This window comes from Paenibacillus curdlanolyticus YK9, from assembly GCF_000179615.1.
Classification (GTDB): Bacteria; Bacillota; Bacilli; order Paenibacillales; family Paenibacillaceae; genus Paenibacillus_T; species Paenibacillus_T curdlanolyticus.
On sequence record NZ_AEDD01000009.1, the window covers coordinates 1 to 23,765 of the forward strand.

Annotated in this window: 21 protein-coding genes; 10 read left to right on the forward strand and 11 right to left on the reverse strand. The window is 52.9% G+C overall.

Annotation, left to right across the window (positions count from 1 at the left end; all coding sequences use genetic code 11):
- The 7 genes from PAECUDRAFT_RS16180 to leuC form a co-directional block, all read right to left on the reverse strand.
- On the reverse strand, window positions 1–1,599 hold a 1,599-nt coding region (locus PAECUDRAFT_RS16180), incomplete at its 3' end, for a dynamin family protein (protein WP_006039193.1).
- Window positions 1,600–1,683: 84 nt separating this feature from the next.
- Window positions 1,684–2,391 (reverse strand): endonuclease III, encoded by a 708-nt coding sequence (gene nth / locus PAECUDRAFT_RS16185; protein ID WP_006039194.1) that lies wholly within the window; start codon window positions 2,389–2,391, stop codon window positions 1,684–1,686.
- 159 nt (window positions 2,392–2,550) lie between these two features.
- On the reverse strand, window positions 2,551–5,265 hold the full coding sequence (locus PAECUDRAFT_RS16190) for an S-layer homology domain-containing protein (RefSeq protein WP_006039195.1): 2,715 nt from the start codon (window positions 5,263–5,265) through the stop codon (window positions 2,551–2,553).
- Window positions 5,266–5,317: 52 nt separating this feature from the next.
- Entirely contained in the window at window positions 5,318–5,869 is a 552-nt protein-coding gene (locus PAECUDRAFT_RS16195) for a GerMN domain-containing protein (protein ID WP_006039196.1), read from the reverse strand.
- An 18-nt stretch (window positions 5,870–5,887) separates the two neighbouring features.
- Window positions 5,888–7,321 carry an N-acetylmuramoyl-L-alanine amidase family protein gene (locus PAECUDRAFT_RS16200; RefSeq protein WP_006039197.1) on the reverse strand — a complete coding sequence of 478 codons (1,434 nt, stop codon included), beginning with the start codon at window positions 7,319–7,321 and terminating at the stop codon, window positions 5,888–5,890.
- Window positions 7,322–7,896: 575 nt separating this feature from the next.
- Window positions 7,897–8,496, reverse strand: a complete 600-nt coding sequence (gene leuD, locus PAECUDRAFT_RS16205) for a 3-isopropylmalate dehydratase small subunit (protein WP_006039198.1) — start codon at window positions 8,494–8,496, stop codon at window positions 7,897–7,899.
- A gap of 31 nt (window positions 8,497–8,527) precedes the next feature.
- Window positions 8,528–9,952 (reverse strand): 3-isopropylmalate dehydratase large subunit, encoded by a 1,425-nt coding sequence (gene leuC / locus PAECUDRAFT_RS16210; protein WP_006039199.1) that lies wholly within the window; start codon window positions 9,950–9,952, stop codon window positions 8,528–8,530.
- 200 nt (window positions 9,953–10,152) lie between these two features.
- On the opposite strand from leuC, the gene PAECUDRAFT_RS16215 reads away from it, so the two are divergent.
- Entirely contained in the window at window positions 10,153–11,055 is a 903-nt protein-coding gene (locus PAECUDRAFT_RS16215) for a LysR family transcriptional regulator (protein ID WP_006039200.1), read from the forward strand.
- Here the strand turns inward: PAECUDRAFT_RS16215 and PAECUDRAFT_RS16220 are convergent, their stop codons facing one another.
- Entirely contained in the window at window positions 11,056–11,853 is a 798-nt protein-coding gene (locus PAECUDRAFT_RS16220; protein WP_006039201.1) for a carbon-nitrogen family hydrolase, read from the reverse strand.
- A gap of 123 nt (window positions 11,854–11,976) precedes the next feature.
- Here PAECUDRAFT_RS16220 and PAECUDRAFT_RS16225 point away from each other — a divergent pair, with 123 nt between their 5' ends.
- The 9 genes from PAECUDRAFT_RS16225 to PAECUDRAFT_RS16265 all read left to right on the forward strand — a co-directional run bounded on the left by PAECUDRAFT_RS16225 (window position 11,977) and on the right by PAECUDRAFT_RS16265 (window position 20,748).
- Window positions 11,977–12,438, forward strand: a complete 462-nt coding sequence (locus PAECUDRAFT_RS16225) for a hypothetical protein (protein ID WP_006039202.1) — start codon at window positions 11,977–11,979, stop codon at window positions 12,436–12,438.
- Between the two features lie 179 nt (window positions 12,439–12,617).
- Window positions 12,618–13,820 (forward strand): pyridoxal phosphate-dependent aminotransferase, encoded by a 1,203-nt coding sequence (locus PAECUDRAFT_RS16230; protein ID WP_006039203.1) that lies wholly within the window; start codon window positions 12,618–12,620, stop codon window positions 13,818–13,820.
- Window positions 13,821–14,262: 442 nt separating this feature from the next.
- Window positions 14,263–15,366 (forward strand): glutamate 5-kinase, encoded by a 1,104-nt coding sequence (proB, locus tag PAECUDRAFT_RS16235; RefSeq protein ID WP_006039204.1) that lies wholly within the window; start codon window positions 14,263–14,265, stop codon window positions 15,364–15,366.
- Between the two features lie 13 nt (window positions 15,367–15,379).
- On the forward strand, window positions 15,380–16,645 hold the full coding sequence (locus PAECUDRAFT_RS16240; protein WP_006039205.1) for a glutamate-5-semialdehyde dehydrogenase: 1,266 nt from the start codon (window positions 15,380–15,382) through the stop codon (window positions 16,643–16,645).
- A gap of 27 nt (window positions 16,646–16,672) precedes the next feature.
- The gene (gene proC, locus PAECUDRAFT_RS16245; protein ID WP_006039206.1) at window positions 16,673–17,545 is read left to right on the forward strand and encodes a pyrroline-5-carboxylate reductase; all 873 of its coding nucleotides are present in this window, start codon (window positions 16,673–16,675) and stop codon (window positions 17,543–17,545) included.
- Window positions 17,542–18,774 (forward strand): 2,3-diketo-5-methylthiopentyl-1-phosphate enolase, encoded by a 1,233-nt coding sequence (locus PAECUDRAFT_RS16250; RefSeq protein ID WP_006039207.1) that lies wholly within the window; start codon window positions 17,542–17,544, stop codon window positions 18,772–18,774. The genes proC and PAECUDRAFT_RS16250 overlap by 4 nt, the downstream gene beginning before the upstream one ends.
- The gene (locus tag PAECUDRAFT_RS16255) at window positions 18,771–19,451 is read left to right on the forward strand and encodes a 2-hydroxy-3-keto-5-methylthiopentenyl-1-phosphate phosphatase (RefSeq protein WP_006039208.1); all 681 of its coding nucleotides are present in this window, start codon (window positions 18,771–18,773) and stop codon (window positions 19,449–19,451) included. Before PAECUDRAFT_RS16250 ends, PAECUDRAFT_RS16255 begins: the two co-directional genes overlap by 4 nt.
- Complete coding sequence (mtnB, locus tag PAECUDRAFT_RS16260) at window positions 19,448–20,098, forward strand: methylthioribulose 1-phosphate dehydratase (RefSeq protein ID WP_006039209.1); 651 nt, start codon at window positions 19,448–19,450, stop codon at window positions 20,096–20,098. The genes PAECUDRAFT_RS16255 and mtnB overlap by 4 nt, the downstream gene beginning before the upstream one ends.
- A 158-nt stretch (window positions 20,099–20,256) precedes the next feature.
- On the forward strand, window positions 20,257–20,748 hold the full coding sequence (locus PAECUDRAFT_RS16265) for a PepSY-associated TM helix domain-containing protein (RefSeq protein WP_006039210.1): 492 nt from the start codon (window positions 20,257–20,259) through the stop codon (window positions 20,746–20,748).
- 190 nt (window positions 20,749–20,938) lie between these two features.
- Here the strand turns inward: PAECUDRAFT_RS16265 and fur are convergent, their stop codons facing one another.
- The 3 genes from fur to asnS all read right to left on the reverse strand — a co-directional run bounded on the left by fur (window position 20,939) and on the right by asnS (window position 23,687).
- A complete protein-coding gene (gene fur, locus PAECUDRAFT_RS16270; protein ID WP_006039211.1) occupies window positions 20,939–21,415 on the reverse strand; it encodes a ferric iron uptake transcriptional regulator in 477 nt (158 codons plus the stop codon).
- A gap of 178 nt (window positions 21,416–21,593) precedes the next feature.
- Window positions 21,594–22,331 (reverse strand): DnaD domain-containing protein, encoded by a 738-nt coding sequence (locus PAECUDRAFT_RS16275; RefSeq protein WP_006039212.1) that lies wholly within the window; start codon window positions 22,329–22,331, stop codon window positions 21,594–21,596.
- Window positions 22,332–22,385: 54 nt separating this feature from the next.
- Window positions 22,386–23,687, reverse strand: a complete 1,302-nt coding sequence (gene asnS / locus PAECUDRAFT_RS16280) for an asparagine--tRNA ligase (RefSeq protein WP_006039213.1) — start codon at window positions 23,685–23,687, stop codon at window positions 22,386–22,388.
- Window positions 23,688–23,765: the final 78 nt, after the last annotated feature.

The following is a 23,765-nucleotide window of genomic DNA, read 5'->3' on the forward strand; positions in this document are numbered from 1 at the left end:
CGCCAGCGCAGCGGCGTCTGCGGCGAGCCGCTGCGCGAGCGCCGCGAGCTGCGCGAGCGCGGCTGCGCGCGAGCCGAGCGCGGCCAGCTCCGCTTCGGCCGCGTGCAGCTGCGCTGTGCTTTCGCGGCCGGCGAAGGCCGCGATCTCGTCGATCAGCGGAAGTATCTGCTGCCGATAAACCGATTTTGCATCTGCTGCAATATCGCGACTATACGTCATCGTATATTCGTTGCTGAACGATGCGCCTGCATTTACCCGATCAATCAGCCATTGCGCAGATGGCGACCATGAAGCCTCTTTCAAACGCTCCGAAATCGCTTCGTCCGACAACCCCGCTTGATCTGCCGATTTGCGCAGCAGCTCGATGGCATGCCACTCAATGGCCGATTTGACAACGGACTCAAACTCCGTGCGGAATTGCTCAGCGCGTCGTTCTTTTTCCGCCGCCGTTTTGGCGCCAGCAAACAATAAGCCTGCCTTGAAGCCCGGCTTGCGGCTCTCCAGGAAAGCATGGGCTGTATCGCGCAGCGCAGCTGGCGTAATGATGGCGTTATCGAGCAGCGACTGCAGCTCGCCGCGAAGCGCTAAGCGTACCCGCTCCGGCTCCTCGCGCAGCTCGCGAATCCGCTGCTCCAAAGCAGCAATCGTCGCGCGAAGCTCCTCCGCTCCAGCCTCCCCGCCAGCAGCCTCCAGCAGCTTCGCCCGCTCCGGCTCAGCCAGCTCCTCCTGCTGCTTCGCATGCACCTTCGTCAAATGCCGAACAGATGCCGCAACGCTCCAATCCGCCAGGCCTTCGCGCAGGACAGCCAGCTTGCGCAGCAGCCCAAGCAAAGCCTCGAACTCATTATGCGCATGATCCGGATCGCGCATCGTCACATACAAAATGCCAGCAGGCTCCAAATGCCAATTTGCAAAAGCTTGCTCCACGCTTGAGCGATACTCCGCAAATGGCAGCTCGCGCTCGCGGTGCTTATCGATCTGGTTGACGATCAAATAAAGCGGCTTGCCCCAATCCTTCAGCTCTTTGGCAAACGTAAAGTTGATTTCCGATTGCACATGGTTATAATCCATCACATAGAACACGACATCCGCGAGATGAAGCGCAGATTCCGTCGCCTGCTTGTGCGCATCGTCCGTCGAGTCAATTCCTGGCGTATCCAGCAAAATAATATCGTCGCCCAGCACCTCTGCCGGATACACGATATCTACCGTCATATATTTAGCCCCATCGATACAATATCGATTCAGGTTCTCCAGCTCAGACGTCGGCAGCTCAATCGTCTCCAGACTGCCGTCCTCGCGCACTTGGTCAATCGTAACCGAGGCACGCTCGCCGCCTCGAATCGAGACGACATTCGCGCTCGTCGGAATCGGGCTCGACGGCAGCAGCTTTGCGCCGCATAACCGATTGACTAGCGTCGACTTCCCGGCTGAGAAATGTCCGCAAAAAGCGACGGTCAGCTTCCCGTTCGCCCGTTTGGCGGCCAGCTCCTTCAATTTCGCTGCCGCTTCTTCATCTCCAGCCCGCTTAACGGCTTCTCTTACCGCTTCAATAGAACGAATCCATTCATTCGTGACTGTTTCCATCATACGACTCATCCGTTTCTCCCACTTTCTTGTGTCGCACTCCCAGTGCCTTTCGCCTCAACGGCGTCTCTCTACTCCCAGCTTTTACTGCCTGAGCTACCCTTGCTTCGTACGAGGCCTAGTCGCTTCCGACGCCTTCTTGCTTGTACGTACGTTAGCCGTCGGTTTCATTCTACGAGCGCCTTCCTTGCAAATATCCAGCAACGGGCAAATCTCGCATTTCGGCTGCTGCGCTTTGCAATGATAGCGTCCGAAAAAGATCATCGTATGATGCGTCTGCGTCCATTCCTCGCGAGGAACAAGCTTCATTAGCTTTTTCTCCACCTCAAGCACGGAGTCATCCGGCTTTGCGATGCTAAGCCGCTTGGATACGCGCTCGACATGGGTATCTACTGCAATCGCAGGCACGCCAAATGCGTTCGACATGACAACGTTCGCTGTTTTTCGCCCGACACCCGGCAGCTCCGTCAGCTGCTCATGCTCACGCGGAACATCGCCGCCAAACTTCTCAATGACAAGGTGGCACAGCTTCTGAATATTAGACGCTTTGCTTCGAAACAAGCCGATCCGCCGAATATCCTGCTCAAGCTCATCCAGCGGCACGGCGATATAATCTTCCGGCTTTTTATATTTCTGAAATAACGATTCCGTCACTCGATTCACCGTTTCATCTGTACATTGCGCAGACAATAAGACCGCGATTGTCAGCTCGAATGGATTGCTGTGCCGCAGCTCGCAATGCGCATCCGGGAACATCTCCGTCATGTCGTCTAAAATGCGGCGCATTCGTTCCTTCGCTTTCATCCTGCTCTCTCCCCGATTTTCTCTATTGATCAAAAGTGTAGCGAAAAATGTCAGCCTGCGCAACCAATTTGCCACGAATTGCCTGCCCTGAACGAAAAAAGCTCTCGCTAACCGCCAGCGATTAGCTAACGGTCAGCAAGAGCCTTATTTCATTATCATTTAACGCTTCTCAATTTCGACGAGCTTGCCATCGTAGGTATAGAAAATGAGTGCATCTCCATCCGTCAGCGATTGAGGAGCAATGGTCTTGCCGTTAGACGTTAATGCAACACCTGCAAGCGAGAACTTGTAATTTTCGTCCGAGACGCTAGCACGCTTCGTCTGCAGCGTATTCGTCGACGAATCGTATTTCCAAAACTTTTTGTTCTCGGTCGCAAACACCGTAATAAGGACATTGCCCTTCGTATCCTTGCGCACCTCGGCACGGTCACCAACGACTAAGGAAGTATAGCTGGTCGATACGGCTCCTCCTCGTACGATCGAATACCCGGTCCCAAGCGGCAGTGCTGTGGTGCGGCCGCTGTAATCCTCAATGATGACTTGGTTTGCATCGATGCCGCGAACCGCCCCTGCTGTAACTGGCACTCGCTGAAGTGAAACAGGCGATTTACCGCTAAAGGTGACGTTTACGACGTTGCCCACTGCGAGATTGCCGCCAGAAATTTTGTTGCCTGTTTCGTCGAGCAGCTCGAGGCTGTACAGACTATACTCCGCCAATGTGCCGTCCTGTGCTCGAAGCGTTACGCGATAAGTGCTCGTATTCACAGCAGCTACCTTAAGCTGTTGCGTACGTTGCACGTATATGCCTACCACTTTGTCCTGGTCTTGATTCATCGTCGCCGTGACTGTATCGCCAACCAGCACATCGGACAATACAGCCGATGACTTGCCATACACTTCAACAACAGGCGACAGCATCGTTAAGGTCAACAAATTGCCTGATCCGACCGAAAGGGTCAGCTTCGAGGTTGTCGGATTCACCGACACGACCGTACCCGAATAACGGTAAGTCAGCTGAAGCTTCACAATCGTATCGCCCGTGTAGCTAACTGTAACTTTGCGGCCTTGCGTGAATAATCCTGCTGCAACCGCTCCATCAAGCGTAAACGGAACGCCATTGAAATCGATCGTGCTCGATGCGTTAAACATGAGCGTTTTGAGCGTACCTGTGCTATCGACAACAGAGAGCGCTTTGTACTTCGCATCGTAGTTGCGGATTTCAACGCCTGCAGCCAATTCGACCTTCCGATTCGTAACGGTCACGCTGGTCACTTGATCCGCATCGTTAATTTTCAATTCAACCAAATCGCCCGACTTCAAGTCCGTTAATAAAGCCGTCGGAAGTCCTTGAATGTTAACGATAGTCAAATCCGTTATCGGTTTCGTTACATATTTATTATCTTTCATGTACGTGATGGTCTTCGCATCCGAGCTGTAGTATACGCCGGATTCCGTGCGTGACGCCGAAGCGCTCACCTCGACACGAGTGATCACGCCGTTTTTCACCACGTATGTGATCGAATCGCCTTGCTTCAGCTCGTTCAAGGATTTCAGCAGCGTGTTGCCTGTCACGAGTACAGCGTCAGCCGCTACGTTCCAAGTTTCACTCTTGCCCGCATCATTCGTAATCGTCAATGCCGATGCGCCTACTGATTGAACCGTACCTTTGCCTGATTTATTCACGGGCGCATTGACGATTTGGACCGAGATGGCAAGCGGCGTCTTCCGGAACGTATCGCGCGTCACCTTGACCGAAGCGTCCGTCGTCAATGCCGATAGCTCAAGCTTATTTCCGCTTTCATCCAACACTTGGAGCGTATCGTCATACTTAATTTCAACGGGCTCATCGCCAATCCACACATACATTTTCTGGCTTGCAGGCACCAAGCGGACGAATGAGCCGCTCACCGTTTCGACTTGCGGCTGCGTATCCGTCAGCTCGACGTACAGCGCTTTGCCCGCTTTGGAAATGACATAGGCATGCGCATATTGGACCATGCCCGATTCAGTCGACAGCTGCTCGGAATCCGAGCGTGCATACAACGTGTCCGAGCTCGCCGTAAAGGTCGTTAGCCCCGCATCGGTATACAATCCGACCGTTCCGTTGCCGAGCGACGTAAGGATGCCCGCCGACTGTCCCTCGTATGCAATGGAATACTTGCTCTCTGCACGGCTGAGCAGCGTTGCCATCATCGCGCGATTCACTACGCCCTTCGGATCAAACTTATTTCCAGCTACCCCATTTACGAGCTGCAAGGATACTGCTGCGTTAATGTAGCCGGTGTATCCGCTGCCGATCGAGGCGGAATCAGCGAACGAAACAGGAGAATTGGCCAGCGCCTTGGCATCCGCGCTTTTGCCGATTGCATTCACGATGAGCTTCGTTACCCATTCTCTTGTTGCCTTGCTGCTGCCCCATGGCGAATCTTTTTCGCTATCGGCTAATTTAAATTGCTCATTCTGCTCAATGAGCCCTTTCTCAATCGCAAGCACGACATAAGGAACATAATAATTATCAACTTTAAATGAGTTCGGAAAAACGACCGCTTCATTTCGATCGATCTGGCTCTCCAGTCCAGCAAAACGAATGGCCATTACGATCGCTTCTTCCCGCGTTACGTTGTCAGACGGCCGAAATTGACCGTTATTGCCAAGTATAATACCTTGAAAAGCAAGTTTGGCAATATGCTTCTCCGCCCAGTGTCCTGACTTCACGTCAGCGAATGGCGTTTTCTGCTGTACAGTACTCGTCGCAGCTGCTACTACACTCGTCGGGTTTGGTATGATGTCTTGAGCTGACACGGTGCCGCCTGCCGTTAGTGACAATGCAAGCAGCCAAGCCGAAGCTTTAAAAGATTTTGAATGATAAATCATGAACGAGCAGCCTCCCCTGATCCTTGCAGCATGGTATTCTAAAGAAATTCTCTTACTTGACGATCGGATGAGGCAATTCTTCATGTCCCATTAGGCTGTCGACTGTCTCTCCATCAACAAGAATTTCGATAGAACCCACCTCATTGAATTGGAATAGCGTCTTCTTCAGCGCCTCCAATGCCATTACTTCCCCCGGCGCGCCTAGTCGCGATCCTTCTGGAAAATGAATGTCAATTGTGACTTTGCTATCCTTAAGCTCCGCAGATAAGAACTCTGCTTTATTCCACAACGAAACGGCATTTCCTTCCGCATCGGATTGCAAAGCTTGCAAGGCAGCCGTTATTTTCTCGGAATCCGTATTGTAGGTAATGTCGCGGCTCTGCTCAACAAGCACGGTCAAATCATTGTCCGAGTAATACACTTGGATCGTTTGCTTCTTTGCATCATTCGAATCGTTCGAGGCTTGCGTCTGCTCTTGCTTCTGCTGCCCGCCGTCCGATGGCGCCGCGCCTGATGACTTCCCGTTAGCTCCGCACCCTGCTGTCAAAGCCAGAACGAGTACGCCTGTAATAAGCAAGCCTGCTTTCCTGTGCATTTGGGCCATTTCCGCTCACCTCATTTATTAAAGCTTCAGTTGCTCTTTGATGCCCGATACGATCGCTTGCGCGATTCGGTTCTGAGTAGCATCGTCGAATAACACTTTGGTATCAGACGCATTAGACAAGTAGCCGGATTCAAGCAAAATCGCCGGCATTGTCGTTTCGCGAATCACTTTAAAGTTGCCGCTGCGAACGCCATTGTCCTTCAAGCCGGTCGCTTTGGAGAGATATTTGTGCATGATCTGGGCAAACGGCTTAGATTCAGCTCGATAGTAGTAGGTTTCCGTGCCAGTGGACGTCGCCGTGTAGCTGTTGGCATGAATCGAAACAAACGCATCCGCTTTCAAATCGTTGGCAATTTTAACCCTGTCGCCTAATTCAATGAACGTATCGTTGGCGCGCGTGTACGTTGCTTGAATCTTCGATTCCTTGTCCAGCAGCGCTTTTACTTTCAAGGTAACGCTTAAGTTAAATGTTTTTTCCAATAAGCCAGATGCGCTGCTTGCGCCCGGATCCTTGCCGCCATGTCCTGCATCTATAACGACTTTATACACTTTATTAGCCGGCGGCGTTGTGCTTCCTCCACCTGCAGGAGGGGTAACCACCGGAGGCGTCGACGGTCCTGTAAGATTCAATACATCAATTCGAATGCGTCCAGTCTCTTCCTTAACCGTATAATTCGTAGGACTTTTAAGGTCTAAAACGATACGCAGCGTAGTCGACTTGTCCGGCCCCACAGCATAGCGAACCTGCGTGAGCGATTCATGGGAATCGACTACGACCTTACCCGGCGTTAAGTCGGTAGCGAATGCCGCATTCGGCAGATCAACGACGATACGATCAGGGCTAGTAAGCGTGAACGCTTTGTTCGGCTTAATCACGCCATCGTAATCGATCGTGACGCTCGACATGCCATCGAACTGCACAGCTTTCACAATGCCCTGCACATCAGCGGGCAAGTTTGTCTCCGAACCATCCGAACCGTTGGAGCCGGGGTCCGTTCCCGTTGAAGGCTCTTCCGGACTCGTCACTGCTTTATACAAGTGAACCGCCATCGTCGGCTGGTCAAAATACACTTGCAAACCTAAGCTCTCCGCTACAAACCGAATCGGCACTAGCGTAACATTGTTGAAAATCTTGGCCGATGTCTCCAAACTCACTTCATTTCCATTGACAGTAGCGATTTGATTGTCGACGGTCAGCGCGATTGCAGTCGAAACATCATTAATATCGACCCGCTTATCCGCTTGACTCCAAGTGACGTTGTAACCAAGACCCTCCGCTACTACCCTTACCGGCACTAACGTAGAAGAGTTATAGATGCGCGGCTCTTCTTTCGTTATTAACTGTTTGCCGTTGAGGTACAGCTTTGGCGCGACGGAAGCTGCTTGTCCCACAACAGGAAATAAAGACATGACGACCGACAGCAACATGATGACGACAACTAGCTTTCTCATCTTTCACCTCGAACTAGAATTTTGATTGCCCGTCACGAGCCGCGCCGCTTGGACGCAATTCGACTTTTACAGACGACATATAAGACGCGATTCGACGGAAAAAGTTGCGTTTTCAGGAGAATTGTTCACGAGAATCCAATCAAATTTTGCCGTTAACCTCAGGCGCTCATTCGATTTAATTCGCTGCTGCAATGATGATGCTCCATGAGCCTGGTACAGATCCGAGTCGTGTACGTTACGGTACCGGTACAAGAGTCTAAGAGCCTTCGGATTATTTATCGGCTGCGCGCTGGGCAATTGTTTGGCCTAGCAGGTGGCTGACTGGCGTGCTGCCGCGAGCCTGCGCCTGATCCACCGAACAAAATCGTTCAAATGATAACAGCCATAGCAGGCTGACGAAACCTTAGCTCAACTGAGGGTCGTGCATCTTAACGAAAAAGCGGCCAAGCATTAGCCGTCCTAATCGACCAGAAGCTTCAAAGCAAATAACGCCTCGTCTATGTACGCCAAAACAAAAGCCTCGAACGCTGCCGAAAGGCAAACGTTCGAGGCTTCTTACAAGCTATAGTTTTCGATTAAACGGCTTGTGCAGCGCGTTTTGCTTCGAAAGCGGAAATTTTATCTTCATGCTGCAGCGTCAGACCGATATCATCCAAGCCGTTGAGCAGGAAGTGGCGGCGGTGCTCGTCGAGTTCAAACTCGATGCGCAGGCCATGCTCGTCCGACAGCACTTTGTTTTCAAGATCGATATTTAGCTTGTAGCCTTCATGCTTCGCCGTGCGTTGGAACAGGTCTTCGACTTGCTCTTCGCTCAAGCGGATTGGCAGAATGCCGTTTTTGAAGCAGTTATTGTAGAAAATGTCGGCGTACGAAGGTGCGATAATGCACTTGTAGCCGTAGTCGAGAATTGCCCAAGGCGCATGCTCACGGGAAGAGCCGCAGCCGAAGTTCGCACGGGAGATCAAAACCGACGCGCCTTCATAACGCGCTTTGTTCGGCTCAAACTCCGGGTTTACTTCGCCATTCTCGAAGAAACGCCATTCGTAGAACAAGAATTGGCCAAAGCCGCTCCGTTCGATGCGTTTCAGAAATTGCTTAGGAATAATCGCGTCCGTATCAACGTTAACGCGGTCAACTGGTGCTACGATACCTGTATGATTAACAAATGCTTCCATCGTTCGCAGTTCTCCTCTCGGTCGGTGGCGATTAGTTCGCTACTTCTGTTTTGATCTTCCAGTCACGTACGTCCGTGAAGCGGCCCATTACTGCAGCTGCTACTGCCATTGCTGGCGATACAAGGTGCGTACGTCCGCCGCGGCCTTGACGACCTTCGAAGTTGCGGTTCGAAGTCGAAGCGCAGCGTTGGCCTGGTTGAAGAACGTCTGGGTTCATCGCCAAGCACATCGAGCAGCCTGCTTCACGCCATTCGAAGCCTGCATCGATAAAGATTTTATCCAAGCCTTCTTTTTCAGCTTGCAGCTTAACGCGGCCAGAGCCTGGAACGACGATTGCCGTTACGCGATCGCTAACTTTGTACCCTTTTGCCACTTCTGCAGCTGCGCGAAGGTCTTCGATCCGGCCATTCGTACATGAACCGATGAAGACATAGTCGATCTCGATTTCGCTGATTGGCGTACCTGGTTTCAGGTCCATATATTCAAGGGCTTTTTCAGCCGCTTTACGTTCATTTTCTGTTGCGAAGTCAGCCGGGTTAGGAACCGTAGCCGTGATGTCCGTACCCATGCCTGGGCTAGTGCCCCACGTTACTTGCGGGATCAACGAGTCAACGTCGAAGTCAACAACCGTATCGAATTCAGCGCCTTCGTCCGTGCGAAGCTCTGCCCATACTTTAACCGCTTCGTCGTATGCTGCGCCTTGTGGTGCGTATTCGCGGCCGCGCAAATATTCGAACGTCGTTTCGTCCGGTGCGATAAGACCAGCGCGAGCGCCAGCTTCGATCGACATGTTGCAGACCGTCATACGCTCTTCCATCGTCAGCGTGCGAATTGCTTCGCCCGTGTACTCCAGAACGTAGCCAGTAGCAAAGTCCGTACCGTATTTTGCGATAACGCCGAGGATCAAGTCCTTAGCCGTTACGCCCGGTTTACGGGAGCCGTTGAAACGAACTTCCATCGTTTTTGCTTTGGATTGCTGGAGGCATTGCGTTGCCATTACGTGCTCAACTTCACTTGTGCCGATACCGAACGCGAGCGCGCCGAATGCACCGTGAGTCGATGTGTGGCTATCGCCGCAAACGATCGTTTTGCCTGGGTGAGTCAAGCCGATCTCAGGTCCCATTACGTGAACGACGCCTTGGTCGATGTTGTCGAGGTCAAACAGCTTTACGCCAAAATCTTTGCAGTTTTGCGTAAGCGTGTCGATTTGCTGCTTCGAGATTGGATCCGTAATATTAAAACGATCCTTCGTCGGTACGTTATGGTCCATCGTTGCGAACGTCAGCTCTGGACGGCGGACTTTACGGCCCGACATGCGGAGTCCTTCGAAAGCTTGCGGAGACGTTACTTCGTGTACCAGATGAAGGTCGATATAAATAACGCTAGGTTTGCCTTCTTCTGCATGAATGACGTGATTGTCCCAATTTTTTTCAAACATCGTTCTTTTTTTCGTCATCGCGTATCACCCCGTGAGTTCTATTCTCTATTCGTAAAAGTGCTTTGAAATTAATATAACAATAACATTTTCATATTCATTGATCCAAGATATAATATCTATAACGATTATAGGTTATAACTATGACAGGAAATCAAACCTTCAATAACATCTTGACTTATACACGTTCAATAAATCGGCTATTGTGTTAGGAGGCCATAATGGAATTACGCCAGCTTCAATATGTCATTCAAATTGCCAAAGAAAAAAACTTCTCGCGCGCGGCCGAGAAGCTTCATATTGCCCAGCCCTCCCTCAGCCAACAGCTGTCGAAGCTGGAGAAGGAAATCGGGGTGCTGCTATTCCGCCGAACGACGAACTCTGTCGAATTGACGCATGCCGGCGCGGTATTCGTTCATAAAGCGCAGACGATTCTCGACGCTTCCGAGCAGCTGAAGCAAGAGATGGAGGATATGGCCCATATGCGCAAAGGGCGACTTGTCGTCGGTTCTCTTCCAATAACAGGCTCCCATGTGCTGCCGCTCGTCCTTCCCGTCTTCGGCTCCCAATATCCCGAAATCGAGGTCGTGCTCATCGAAGACTCCTCATCCAAGCTGGAGCAGTTGACGGCCAGCGGCGAAACGGATATTAGCCTGCTGTCCCTGCCGCTGTCTGATCCTGCCCTTGCCTGGGAGCCGCTTATTAAAGAAGAGATTTGCCTCGCCGTCCCGGAACGGCATTCCCTTGCCCAGCACGTAGGCCCAGTTGACCTGGACGAGCTGCGAAGCGAGCCCTTTATCGTACTTAAGAAGGGTCAAGGATTTCGCCAGATTACGGTCGATTTATGCGAGCAAGCCGGCTTCTCGCCCAATATCGTTTTTGAAAGCAGCAATATCGAAACGATTCAATCGCTCGTCGCAGCTGGCATGGGAATTGCATTCGTCCCGAAAATGATTACGCGCGCGCCACGAAGCGAATTTACGCCGCTATACTTGGCGCTCGGCGATCCCGCCCCTTCCCGAACGCTTGTTATTGCAAGCCGTAAGGGGCGGTATCTCTCCCGAGCAGCCGAAGCATTCATCCGAACGATGAAGCGGACCGTCGAACAGCACTATAACGGTTAATTAATAGAAGGACGGACGGCGATCTTCGAACACCGGGATGCGCGAGCGCACCTCGTCCACTAACGCCAAATCGATTGACGCGGTCAAGATCCCCTCTTGATCGCCCGATTCGGCAATAATTTCGCCCCATGGATCGATCACCAGCGAATGGCCGAAAAATACGGTTTCTCCGCTCTGCCCGCACCGATTGCACGCCACCACATACATTTGGTTCTCAATAGCACGCGCTTGCAGCAGCGTCCGCCAATGATGCAGCCGCGGATTTGGCCACTCGGCAGGAACGAACAGCACTTTCGCGCCGCCAAGCGCTAGCTTCCGAGACAGCTCCGGGAAACGAATATCGTAGCAAATCATCATGCCCGCATCGATCTCGCCCAGTTGGAGCGAACCGATTTTACCGCCTGGCTGCAGATGCTTCTCTTCATCCATTAGGCGGAACAAGTGAATTTTATCATAATCCCCAACGACTTCTCCCTGCCGGTCAAAGGCGTAGATCGTATTGAATACGCCATTCTCGCGTTTCTCCGCGATGGAGCCGCCTACGATCATGACGCCATGCTCGCGAGAGAAAGCGGACAGCTGCTGCTTCGTACGCTGACCGCCTTCATCTGCCAGCTCACCGATCTGATCCAGTGCATATCCGGTGTTCCACATCTCCGGCAGCACGATCACATCTGGCTTTTCCTCCGCCTTCAATGCCTTCTGCAGCATGGATTCCACCTTTGCGAAATTGAGCTCCGGCTGCCCGATTTGAATATCCATTTGAAGCAGCGCAAGCCGCAATGTACCTTTGGTCATGTTGATCGCTTCCTTTGCATTTCTGTTGTATTTTCCTAATCATACCCCCTCATGGAACCGTGTCAAGATGGGAACGTTAACGTGGAACGGCGTTAGTGATCTTATCGATAAAGGAGAATGGTCATGAAATTTCGGTCGCATTGCCGAATTGCTGCAGCAGTTGCTTTCTTATTAATGACGCTTGCATTTGCTTCTTCTGCAGCAGCCTACGCTTCAACGGAGAAAGCTCAGACACCGCAGCAACCAGTTCAAGTTTTTGATGTAAAGGCGGAAAAGGTCGTCAAAACGATCGATAACGACAAGCAGTTTCAAAAATTTGCACGCGGCTGGTTGAAATCGGTCACCGGCTTCGCGCCGCAGCTCAAATCCGACGATTCCTGCTTGTATGTGTACCGCGTTCCGCTGCTCAAACCAGCCAAAGTGAAGGTTGACCAAACCGAATTAGTCGTCAAAGAAGTATTCTTGTTCAACTGCGCAGGCAAGCCGCCGCTGCTGCTTGTGTTTGATGAGCAAAGACGCCCTTATTTGTTGCTGTTCAACGCAGATACGAAGCCGTTCGTCAAAAAGGTCGGCATTCCCTCTTAGCCGAGCCTGGCGTCCCCTAAGCGCAAGCGCCTGAAGGGACGCTTCCTACATAAAGCAGGGCACATTCTTGTCATTCTAATCATTCATCAGTTCGGTACGCCTGACGCTCGACACTCCTGCGCCATCATGCTAAAGTAAGGTAATAAAATCGATCAGAATAGGTGGAGTGTGACGAAAGGATGCCAACAAACAACGAGACGGTAACCGTTCGTCCGGCTGAACGGATGAGCGGTCTACCGAAACAATTTTTCGCTGCGCTGGTTGCCAAAGCAAACGCGCAAGCAGCCAAAGGCCGCGATGTGATCAACCTCGGGCAAGGCAACCCGGATCGCCCAACGCCGGAGCATATTGTCGAATCGCTAAAGTCAGCGGCCGATAATCCGCAATACCATCGTTATCCGCCGTTCAGCGGCTATCGCTTTCTCAAAGAGGCTGTCGCAGAACGTTATGCGGCCGACTATGGCGTGGAGCTTGATCCAGATACGGAAGTCGCGATCTTGTTCGGCGGCAAAACGGGACTCGTCGAGATCGCGCAATGTCTGCTGAATCCTGGCGATATTTGCCTGGTGCCCGACCCCGGCTATCCCGACTATTGGTCTGGCGTAAAGCTCGCCGGCGCATCGATGAGCTTCATGCCGCTCCACGAACGCAACAGCTTCCTGCCCGACTACAGCGCCATTGCTGCTAAAACAGCCGATCTAGCCAAGCTGATGTTCATTAATTATCCGAACAACCCTACGGGAGCCGTCGCGGACCTTCCCTTCTATGAAGAGACCGTCGCCTTCGCGCGCAAGCATAACATTGTTGTCGCAAGCGACTTTGCATACGGCGCCATTGGCTTCGACGGCCAGCGTCCCGTGAGCTTCTTGCAAACGCCGGGTGCCAAGGAGGTAGGCGTGGAGTTTTACACGCTTTCCAAAACATATAATATGGCGGGCTGGCGCGTCGGCTTCGCTCTAGGCAACCGTGAAGTTGTCGGATTGATCAATCTGATCCAGGATCATTATTATTGCAGCTTGTTCGGAGGCATTCAGGAAGCGGCAGCAACTGCATTAACAGCGTCGCAGCAATGCGTCGAAGAACTAACAGCAACCTATGAGAGCCGCCGAAATGCCTTGTTCGAAGAGCTCGAGTCGATCGGCTGGAAAGCTTCGAAGCCAGGCGGCTCCTTCTTCTGCTGGCTACCTGTGCCTAAGCCGTACACGTCAACCGAATTTGCGGATCTCGTCTTGGAGAAAGCGGACGTCGTCGTCGCGCCAGGCATTGGGTTTGGCGAGAGCGGCGAAGGATATGTTCGTCTTGGCTTGCTCGCCCCGGAGGAACGACTTCGGGAAGCCGTCCGCCGCATTGGCTCCCTTGGTATTTTTGGCAGCCAAGCCTGATTTCATGCACAGCTTTCATGCTTATAAGGCAGCGCTTTTCCGGTAGATTCGGGGCGCTGCCTTTCTTTACACTCCCCCCTAATCATGATATGCTTGGTGTAATCGAAAACACGGAACGTAATGATGGGACCAGTAAGCGAGCAACATCGCGCTCAGAGAGTAAATTCCGATAGGCTGTAAGAATTTACCGCGATTATCGCCCAAACCTACCCCTGAACGGCCGGCGATGAGCCGGACAGCGCCTGCTGTTATCAGGCACTGAGCGGGACGACTCCCCTCCACGCGCGATCTTTCGTATTGGGGTTCTGGTCGTCAACAAAGGTGGTACCGCGGAAGCATCGACTTTCGTCCTTTATTGGACGGAAGTTTTTTGTGTTTTTATCGTTCTTTTTGGATTCGATGCATACCCGTTTTCATTCTTCGTCATTAGGAAGGGATCGACATGGCAGAACGTATCGTAGTCAAAATCGGCAGCAGCTCGCTTACCTCGGATGAAGGCGGACTGAATCGAAGCAAGCTTGACTTCTTCGCCTCGGAGCTGTCTGCGTTGAAGCGTGCAGGCTATCAAGTCGTGCTGGTCACGTCAGGCGCTGTTGCGGCAGGCTTCCGAGCTATTGGATACACCTCAAGGCCGAAGCAAGTGCATGAGAAGCAAGCCTCTGCAGCTGTCGGCCAGGCAATGCTCATGCAGGCTTATCAGGAATCGTTTGGCCGCGACGGCTACATAGCAGCGCAAATCCTGCTTACACGGGCGGATTTCTCGAATCGACGGCGTATCGAGAGCGCCCTCATGACGATGGAGGAGCTGCTGCGGCAAGGCGCAATTCCCGTCATTAACGAGAACGACACCGTAGCAACGGAGGAGCTTAAATTCGGCGATAACGACATGCTGTCCTCCCTCGTTGCGAATCTCGTTAAAGCAAAGCAGCTTATCATTCTTACGGATACGGATGGCCTCTACACGGCGGACCCTCGATTTAATCAAGATGCCAGAAGGATCGAGCGTGTTACGCAAATATCAGAAGACCTGATGCAGCTCGCGGGCGGCTCCGGCTCATCGGTTGGCACCGGCGGCATGCGCTCCAAGCTGGAGGCCGCACGAATTGCAATGCGCGGCGGCGTGCCGGCGTTCGTCGGCCGTGCAGCAGAACCGGGAGATCTTGCATTAGCGGTTAGCGGCATCGGCAAAGGCACCTATTTTGACACCTCGCTTGGCAATTTGCCAGTTAAAAAACAGTGGCTTGGCTTCCATTCTATGCCGCAAGGCCGCATTATCGTTGACGATGGCGCTGAATTGGCGCTCCGTAACGGGGGCAAGAGCCTCTTGCCTGCCGGTGTGCGGGAATCGGAAGGCGACTTCCACCCTGGCGACGTCGTTGAGGTGCTCGGCTTGTCTGGCGACACGATCGGCCGCGGCGTTGTCAATTACGAGTCCATGCAGCTGAAAGCCGTAGCAGGCATGAATTCCGATGAAGTGAAGCGCCGGATTGACGTTTCACGCATCGAGGTCATCCATCGGGATGAATGGATAACATTAAAAGCATAGGAGGACAATGGATATGAGTGAAGTGAACACGATCAGCGAGGTACGCGCCAAAGCAACGCTAGCCAAAGGCGCTGCAACGCTCATGAACCGACTGACAACCGAACAAAAAAATGAAGCGCTGCTTGCTATGGCGGACGCCTTGCTTGCTGAGCGGGATTCCATTATTGAAGCAAACGGGCGCGACCTGCAGCGTGGACGTGAAAACGGCACGAACGAGTCGCTGCTGGACCGTTTGGCATTAAACAGCGCCCGCATCGAGGCGATTGCCGAAGGCTTGCGCCAAATCGTTGAGCTACCTGATCCAGTCGGCAATTTGCTTGAGTCATTCGAACGCCCGAACGGGCTATTAGTCGAAATGAAACGCGTACCGCTTGGCGTCATCGGCATGATCTATGAAGCGCGCCCGAACGTTACCGTCGATGCGGCTGGCCTTTGCCTGAAGACTGGCAATACGGTCGTGCTTCGCGGCGGCTCCGCTGCGCTTGAATCCAATCGGCGCATCGTCGAGGTGCTGCGCGGTGCAATCGCTGACCTGGCAATGCCTGCTGAAGCGCTCCAGCTAATCGAGGATTCCAACCGTGCCTCCGTCGATGAGATGCTGAAGCTCAACGGCTTGCTTGACGTCGTCATTCCACGCGGCGGCGCCTCGCTCATTCAGAACGTTGTACAAAATGCGACCGTACCTGTTATCGAAACCGGCGCCGGCATTTGCCATACGTTCGTAGACGAGTCCGCTGATGTCGAGATGGCTGCGAACATCGCAGTTAATGCGAAAGCCCAGCGTCCATCGGTGTGCAACTCGATGGAAACTTTACTTATTCACCGCGCATGCGCCGCTTCCCATCTGCCTGTCATTGCCGACCGGATGCGCGCTGCCAAAGTTGCGATTCGTGGCTGCGACGCTACGCGTGAGCTGCTTGCAGATGCAGCGCCAGTAACCGAGCAGGACTATGCAACGGAATATAATGACTACATTCTCAACATTCGTGTTGTCGACAGCTTGGATGAAGCGCTCGCGCATATCGCAAAGTTCGGCACGATGCACTCGGAATGTATCGTGACTGAAAATAACAGCAATGCGCAGCAATTTTTGCAAGACGTTGATGCGGCAGCCGTCTATCACAATGCCTCCACTCGCTTCACGGACGGCTTCGAATTCGGCTACGGCGCAGAAATCGGCATCAGTACGCAGAAGCTGCATGCGCGCGGTCCAATGGGTCTGCCTGCACTTACTTCGACTAAATATACAATCAAAGGAAATGGTCAAATTCGCGGTTAAGCTGCGAATATGATAGGAGGTTTTCATATGCAACCAACGACTACGCTTGCTACACTCGGCTCGCTTCGCCTTTGCTTCTACGGAGCCGGCTCCATGGCTGAGGCCATCGTCCGCGGACTGATCGGTCAAGAGCTGACCAAGCCATCCCAGATCAGCATGCTGAATCGGCAAAATGCGGATCGTCTTCAAGAACTATCGAGCCGTTACGGCGTCGAGACGAGTTCTGACGAAGCGGCGAAGCTCGCAATGATTCAATCGGCAGACGTCCTTTTTCTGGCGCCAAAGCCTAAGGATGCGGCGGCAGCGCTTGAACAGCTGCGCCCTCTTCTCTCTCCTAATCAATTGATTGTCAGCGTTATCGCCGGCCTTTCGATCCACACGATTGAGCAACTGCTCGGCCAGCCTATGGCAGTCGTGCGCACGATGCCGAACACGTCAAGCACAATTGGCTTAGGCGCCACAGGCATCAGCTATTCCAGCTCGGTGTCGGTTGAACAACGGCTTCTCGCCGAAGCGATGTTCCAAGCGGTCGGTTTAACCGCCGTCGTCGAGGAACCGCTGCTCGATGTAGTAACTGGCGTTTCCGGCAGCGGCCCCGCGTACGTATACTATTTGATGGAAGCGATGATCAAAGCTGGGCAAGACCTCGGCTTGACGGCCGATGCCGCTCGCGAGCTCACTGTACAGACTGTATTAGGCGCTGCGCAAATGGTCAAAGAAACAGGCGAACAGCCTGCTGATTTGCGCCGAAAAGTAACCTCCCCGAACGGTACGACGCAAGCAGCGATTGAGACGCTTGACGCGCATGCTTTCGCAACAGGCGTTCAGCGCGCGGTAGCACGGGCGGCAGAGCGCGCTGGCGAGCTGGGCGCTGATATTGAAAGGAGTGCGCTGAAGTGATCGGATACTGCATTGCGACTTATCGCAGCCACGACGACAAAGCTGACTTCCACAAGAAAGCGCAAGGCATCGCCGTTGGCCTAACGGTCGGCAGCTGGACGGAGCTTCCGGAAGCGAAAAAAGCAGAGATGGAGAAGCATTTGGGCAAAGTGCTTTCTGTCGACGTGCATGAGCCAGAGGGCGCGGCGCCTGGCGAACGGTATGCGGACATTCGCATTGCTTACCCGGATGTGAACTTTAGCCGCGACATTCCGGCGCTTCTCGTCACGATTTTCGGGAAGCTGTCGATGGACGGACGCATCAAACTGATTGATCTCGACGTATCGAACGAGTTCCGATCCGCATTCCCAGGACCCAAATTCGGCTTGGAAGGCGTTCGCAAGCTCGTAGGCGTACAGGAGCGCCCACTGCTCATGAGCATTTTCAAATCGGTAATCGGCCACGATCTGAGCGGGCTTGAAGAGCAGTTTTATCGGCAGGCGCTTGGCGGGGTAGATCTTATTAAAGACGACGAGATTTTGTTCGAGAATCCTCTTACGCCGCTTGAGAAGCGTGTTGAGACTTGCATGCGCGCCGCACGCAAAGCCAAAGAAGCGACGGGCCAAGAGCTGCTTTATGCCGTCAACCTAACCGGTCCGACGTCCCAATTGAACGCCAATGCCCGCAAAGCAATTCAGGCAGGAGCAAACGCGCTGCTGTTTAACGTACTCGCTTACGGCTACGATGCTCTGCATGAATTAAGCGCCGATCCAGCTATCAACGTTCCAATTGCCGCTCATCCATCGCTGGCGGGCGCTTTCTATCCATCGCCGCATTACGGCATTGCCGCGCCAGTGTTACTTGGCAAGCTGATGCGTTTGGCTGGCGCGGACCTGACCCTCTTCCCTTCCCCATACGGGTCGGTCGTTATGCCAAGGGATGAAAACATGGCTGTGCGTGACGCTCTGCTTGATCCGTCCGTAAGTTTGCGGAAGAGCTTCCCTGTTCCATCCGCAGGCATCCACCCGGGACTTGTGCCGCTCATCCTTCGGGATTTCGGCAACGATGTTGTCGTGAACGCAGGCGGAGGCGTCCACGGGCATCCGCTCGGGACAGAAGCCGGCGGACAAGCGTTCCGTCAAGCGATCGATGCAACGCTTGCCGGCCAGAAGCTGGCTGAAGCAGCAGCGCTCCCCGGACATGAAGCCCTTCAAGCTGCGATTACTGCATGGGGGGTCAAAGAAGCATGAGCAGCACCGCATCACGAAAACGTGTCATTTTCTGTGATTTTGACGGCACCATTACCGTAAATGACAACATCATCGCGATCATTAAGCACTTTAATCCGCCAGGCTGGGAAGCGATTGTGGAAGATATTCTTGCGCAGCGGATTTCGATCCGCCAGGGCGTAGGCGACTTGTTCCGGCTTCTGCCGACGTCCCGGAAAGATGAAGTGATCCAGTACGGGATCAGCAATGTCCGGATCCGTGAAGGCTTCGCGGAGCTGCTGGCGAAGTGTGCCGAGCTGGATATCGAATTTTACGTCACGAGCGGGGGCATCGACTTCTTCGTCTATCCGGTGCTTGAGCAGTTCGGTATCCCGCGCGACCATATCTACTGCAATGGCAGCAGCTTTGAAGGCGAGCAGATTGAAATTACGTGGCCGAACCCGTGTGACAGCCACTGCACGAACGATTGCGGCATGTGCAAAACGACGATTATGCGCCGATTCCCTGCTGATCGTTATGAGCGTATTCTGATCGGCGACAGCGTGACGGATTTCGAAGGCGCGAAGCAAGCGGACCTCGTCTTCTCTCGTTCGCAGCTGACCGTGAAGTGCAACGAGCTCGGGCTGCCGCATATCGAGTTCGAGTCTTTCCTTCCCATTGTGGACTATTTAAGCGACGAAAGGATGGCCGCACGATGACGTTCAATCACATCTCTACAGAAGAAAAACAACGCGCGCTGTCGGAGCTTCGGAGCGCCAAGGAGCTATTCGCTTCACGCGGCTGGTTCCCCGGCACGAGCGGCAATCTGTCCGTGCGTGTCGGCGATTTTGATGCGAACGACTTTCACTTCGCGATTACGGCGAGCGGCAAGGACAAAACGGTTCATACGCCAGAGGACTACTTGTTCGTCGACCGCGAAGGTAAGCCTAGCGAGCCGACAAAGCTGAAGCCTTCGGCAGAAACGCTGATCCATTGCGAGATTTACCGCTTGACCGGCGCAGGGGCGATTTTCCACGTTCATACCGTATTTAATAACGTCATCTCCGAGCACTTCTGGAACCGCGGTTCTGTGCCGGTGGACGGCGTCGAATTAATTAAAGGGCTTGGGAACTGGGAGGAAGAAGCGCAAATCGAGATTCCTATCGTCCCGAACTACGCAGACATCCCTCGCATCGTGCCTGAAGTGACGGCAAAGCTGCAAGCAGGTATCCCCGGCATCATTCTTCGGAAGCACGGCATCTACGCTTGGGGGGCGAACGCTTTCGAGGCGAAGCGCCATCTGGAGGCATTTGAATTTATCTTCGAATATGTATATCGTTTGGAGCTATTGAAGCAAGGACGGTAATGCAATCGATCGCATGGCAAAAGCCGACGTTTGTTAACGCAAACGTTCGGCTTTTTTCTTTTTTTCAGTGGACATTCAGACTGTATTCAATCCGCTTTCAACTTGACCGTTTACAATGAGAGACATTCCACCATGCAACGAACAAGGAGAGTCAATGAATGAAAAAAACGAAGCAGCTTCATCTCTGGATTGGGATCATTTCATCTGTGTTTATTCTCATCGAGTCCATCACAGGGCTATTAATGACTGAGCCATGGCTCATCGGGGGTGCGGATCGAGAAAATGGCATGCGCGGCGACATGGGAAGGCCAGCGTTCACACAGCAAGCTGATGCTGGCGGTCAAGGCGGCGGCGGACAAGCCAGCACGACAGACACCTCTCGCTCAGATGCAAATTCAGCTGATAAGAGAGGCTTTGAAGGCAGAATGCTTCCTCCCGGCGGGGGCGGCAACGATTTGAGCGGCTTCATCCGAAACTTGCATAAAGGCATGATAAACGGGACCGATGTAAGTTGGCTGATCGATCTAACAGCGATCGCAATGATCGCGTTGACCGTAACCGGCATCTACCTCTCCATCAAAACGCTCCGTGCGCAAAACCGAGCCAAACGTAAAAAAGCAGATAAACCGACGACCGTTCATGTAAGCTAAACCTGTTGAAACAAGCTGCCCTGCCAGGCCGACAGAAATAGGAAGAGAAGTGGCAAATCATTAACGCTAGTGAGCGCCCCGCACCTAAGCCTCAGCAGCAGCAGCAACAGTCCGAGTAAACTTGAATAAACAAGGAACAGCCCCTCCTTCTGCCGGAGGGGCTGTTCCAGTCTTGCTCTATATAGTTGACTCAAACGACTTTTCGCTGCCGCTTGCACTCGGTTCCTTTGCAGGATTGAAAATGGCCGGTGAAATCGAGTCGATGATCGGTCACCTTAAACCCATACTCGCGTTGAAGCCTCTCCTCCAGCTCCAGCAGCCAGTCGTCCTTGATCTCGTGCAGCGCGCCGCATGTATGGCAGATCAGATGATGATGCATATGCTCGTGGTCTTCGCTGCGCAAATCATAACGGGCCATCCCGTCTCCGAAATTCATCTTAACGACAATATGAAGCTCTGTTAATAGCTCAAGCGTTCGGTAAACAGTTGCTAGTCCGATTTCGGGATACTTCGATTTGACCAGCATAAACACTTCCTCAGCGCTGAGATGATCCTGTTCATTCTCCAGCAGGACGCGAAGCGTCACTTCCCGCTGAACGGTCAGCTTGTAGCCTTTGGCTGTCATTTGTCGATTAATCTTCTCGATCTCTGCTTCAACTGTAAGCATATTAAAACCTCCCTTACCTGCAATCCTTCAACTTTCCTATAATGTGAAAAGGCTTACTTTTGGAATTATTATAATCTAATCGTATTACAATTTCTTTCGTTATGCAAACCAAACTTATGCCATGAATGTAAAAAGCGCTCCCCCGCTTAGGGAAACGCCTATCCCGATGCTCGCAGAGCTAGCTGCGCCCGCCGCCTCGGAACTTCTGAGCATGTGCCCTCGCTTCATCTGCATTCGTGACGCGATTGCGGCTCCACTCCAATAAAATCCGGTCAATATAGCGAAAATGCAGCTTGCCCGCGAACACCGCTTCCTTCAATGCGAATCGTATGATTTCGTCCGAATACCGGTCCTGGTCCAACCATGCCGCGATCGTCTCGCATTCCATCGGCGATAACGGCCTTCCGAATTCTTGCTCGAAGACAGCGAATAAGTTCGATGAGCTTTCTAATCCGTCTGCGCCGGACGACGCGTCTGGCCTTCTCGCATTCGAGGATGCTCCTGACTGTGACTGTGCCGCTGCTGAAGCGGCTGCTGCTGCTTCGCGCTTCATGTTCGCAGCTTGCTGTCCTGCACGAATAAGCCAGCTTGTCCAATCATACCGTTCAGAACGAATCCCTGTCATCGGGTCGACTTCTTCCTCTATCGTAAGCAGCCCTTCCTTCATCAGGTGGCGAAGCGTCTGAACGATTGCGTTTACAGGCCGGCCGAGCCGCTCAGCCAATTGCTCTGGTGTTGGAAAATCATTACCCTCTGCCATTTGGAACGTCATCAATTGAATAAGCAGCAGCAAATGCCCATCATCTAATGCGATCGCGCGGTAAGTGCGGAGCAAAACGGAGGGGACGAATACCCCTCCGCTGTTCATCGCATCGGCAAGACCGCGCGCATATGCTTTCCATATTTCATCCTTCAAAGAAGACCCTCCCATGATGCGCCTGTTCCTTTGCTGCTCGACAATCCTTGCAGCCTATGGATACAGACGATATAACGTACGAGGGAATGCAATCGTCTCCCGCACATGCTCCAAGCCGCATATCCATGCGACCGTTCGTTCCAATCCCAGTCCGAAGCCGGAATGCGGTACCGTACCATAACGGCGCAGGTCCAAATACCACGCATACGCCTCTTCCGACAGCTCATGCTCCTGGAATCGTTCCGCCATTAACGCTGGATCATCGATCCGCTGCGAACCCCCGATAATCTCGCCGTAGCCTTCTGGCGCAATCATATCCGCACAGAGGACGACCTCCGGCCGATTCGGGTCTGGCTTCATATAGAATGCCTTGAACGATGCCGGGTAATGAGTAATAAACACGGGACGGTCGAACTTCTCCGCAATAGCCGTCTCATGAGGAGCGCCGAAATCTTCCCCCCATGGCAAGTCGAAGCCTTCCTTATGTAACAGTTCAATCGCCTCGTCATACGTAATGCGCGGGAACGGCACCTGAACATTTTCAAGCTTCGAGATGTCCCGTCCGATCGTTTCCAGCTCTGCTTTGCAATTCGTTAGGACAGACTGAACGACGAAGGAAATAAATTGCTCCTGCACTTCAAGGTTTTGCTCATGATCAACGAACGCCATCTCCGGCTCAATCATCCAAAATTCGATCAAGTGGCGACGCGTCTTGGACTTCTCTGCGCGGAAGGTTGGCCCGAACGAGTACACCTTGCCTAAAGCCATAGCTGCCGCTTCCATATAGAGCTGTCCGCTTTGCGTAAGATACGCATCTTCATCAAAATATTTGGTATGGAACAGATTCGTCGTACCCTCGCAAGACGAAGGCGTCAAAATTGGCGGATCGACCAGCGTAAAGCCGCTCTCGTCGAAAAACTGCTGAACGGCACGAATGATTTGCGCACGAATAACCAGAATCGCGCGTTGCTTCGGCGAACGCAGCCAGAGATGCCGGCGATCCATCAGGAAGTCAACGCCGTGCTCCTTAGGCGTAATCGGATAATCTTCCGTGTATTGAATCACTTCAATGCCCGTAACGCTCAATTCATAGCCCGATGGGCTGCGCGGCTCCTCCCGCACAATGCCCGTCACATATAGCGAGCTCTCCTGCGTCAGCTTCTGGGCAGCCTCCCACGCTTGCTCAGACGCTTCGCTCTTCGCAAGGACGCCTTGAATGAAGCCCGAACCGTCCCGCAGCTTTAGAAACTGGATTTTCCCGCTGGATCGTTTGCCTTGCAGCCAACAGCCGATCGTTACAGATTCGCCCGCTTTATCGCCCACGTTCCGAATTGCCGTTAATTTGCCCGTTCCCATCTGCCCGCCCCATTTCCTATCCGATTTATGAAAGCATAGACGCTTTTACTAGAGCCTATCCTATCTTATTCCTATCGT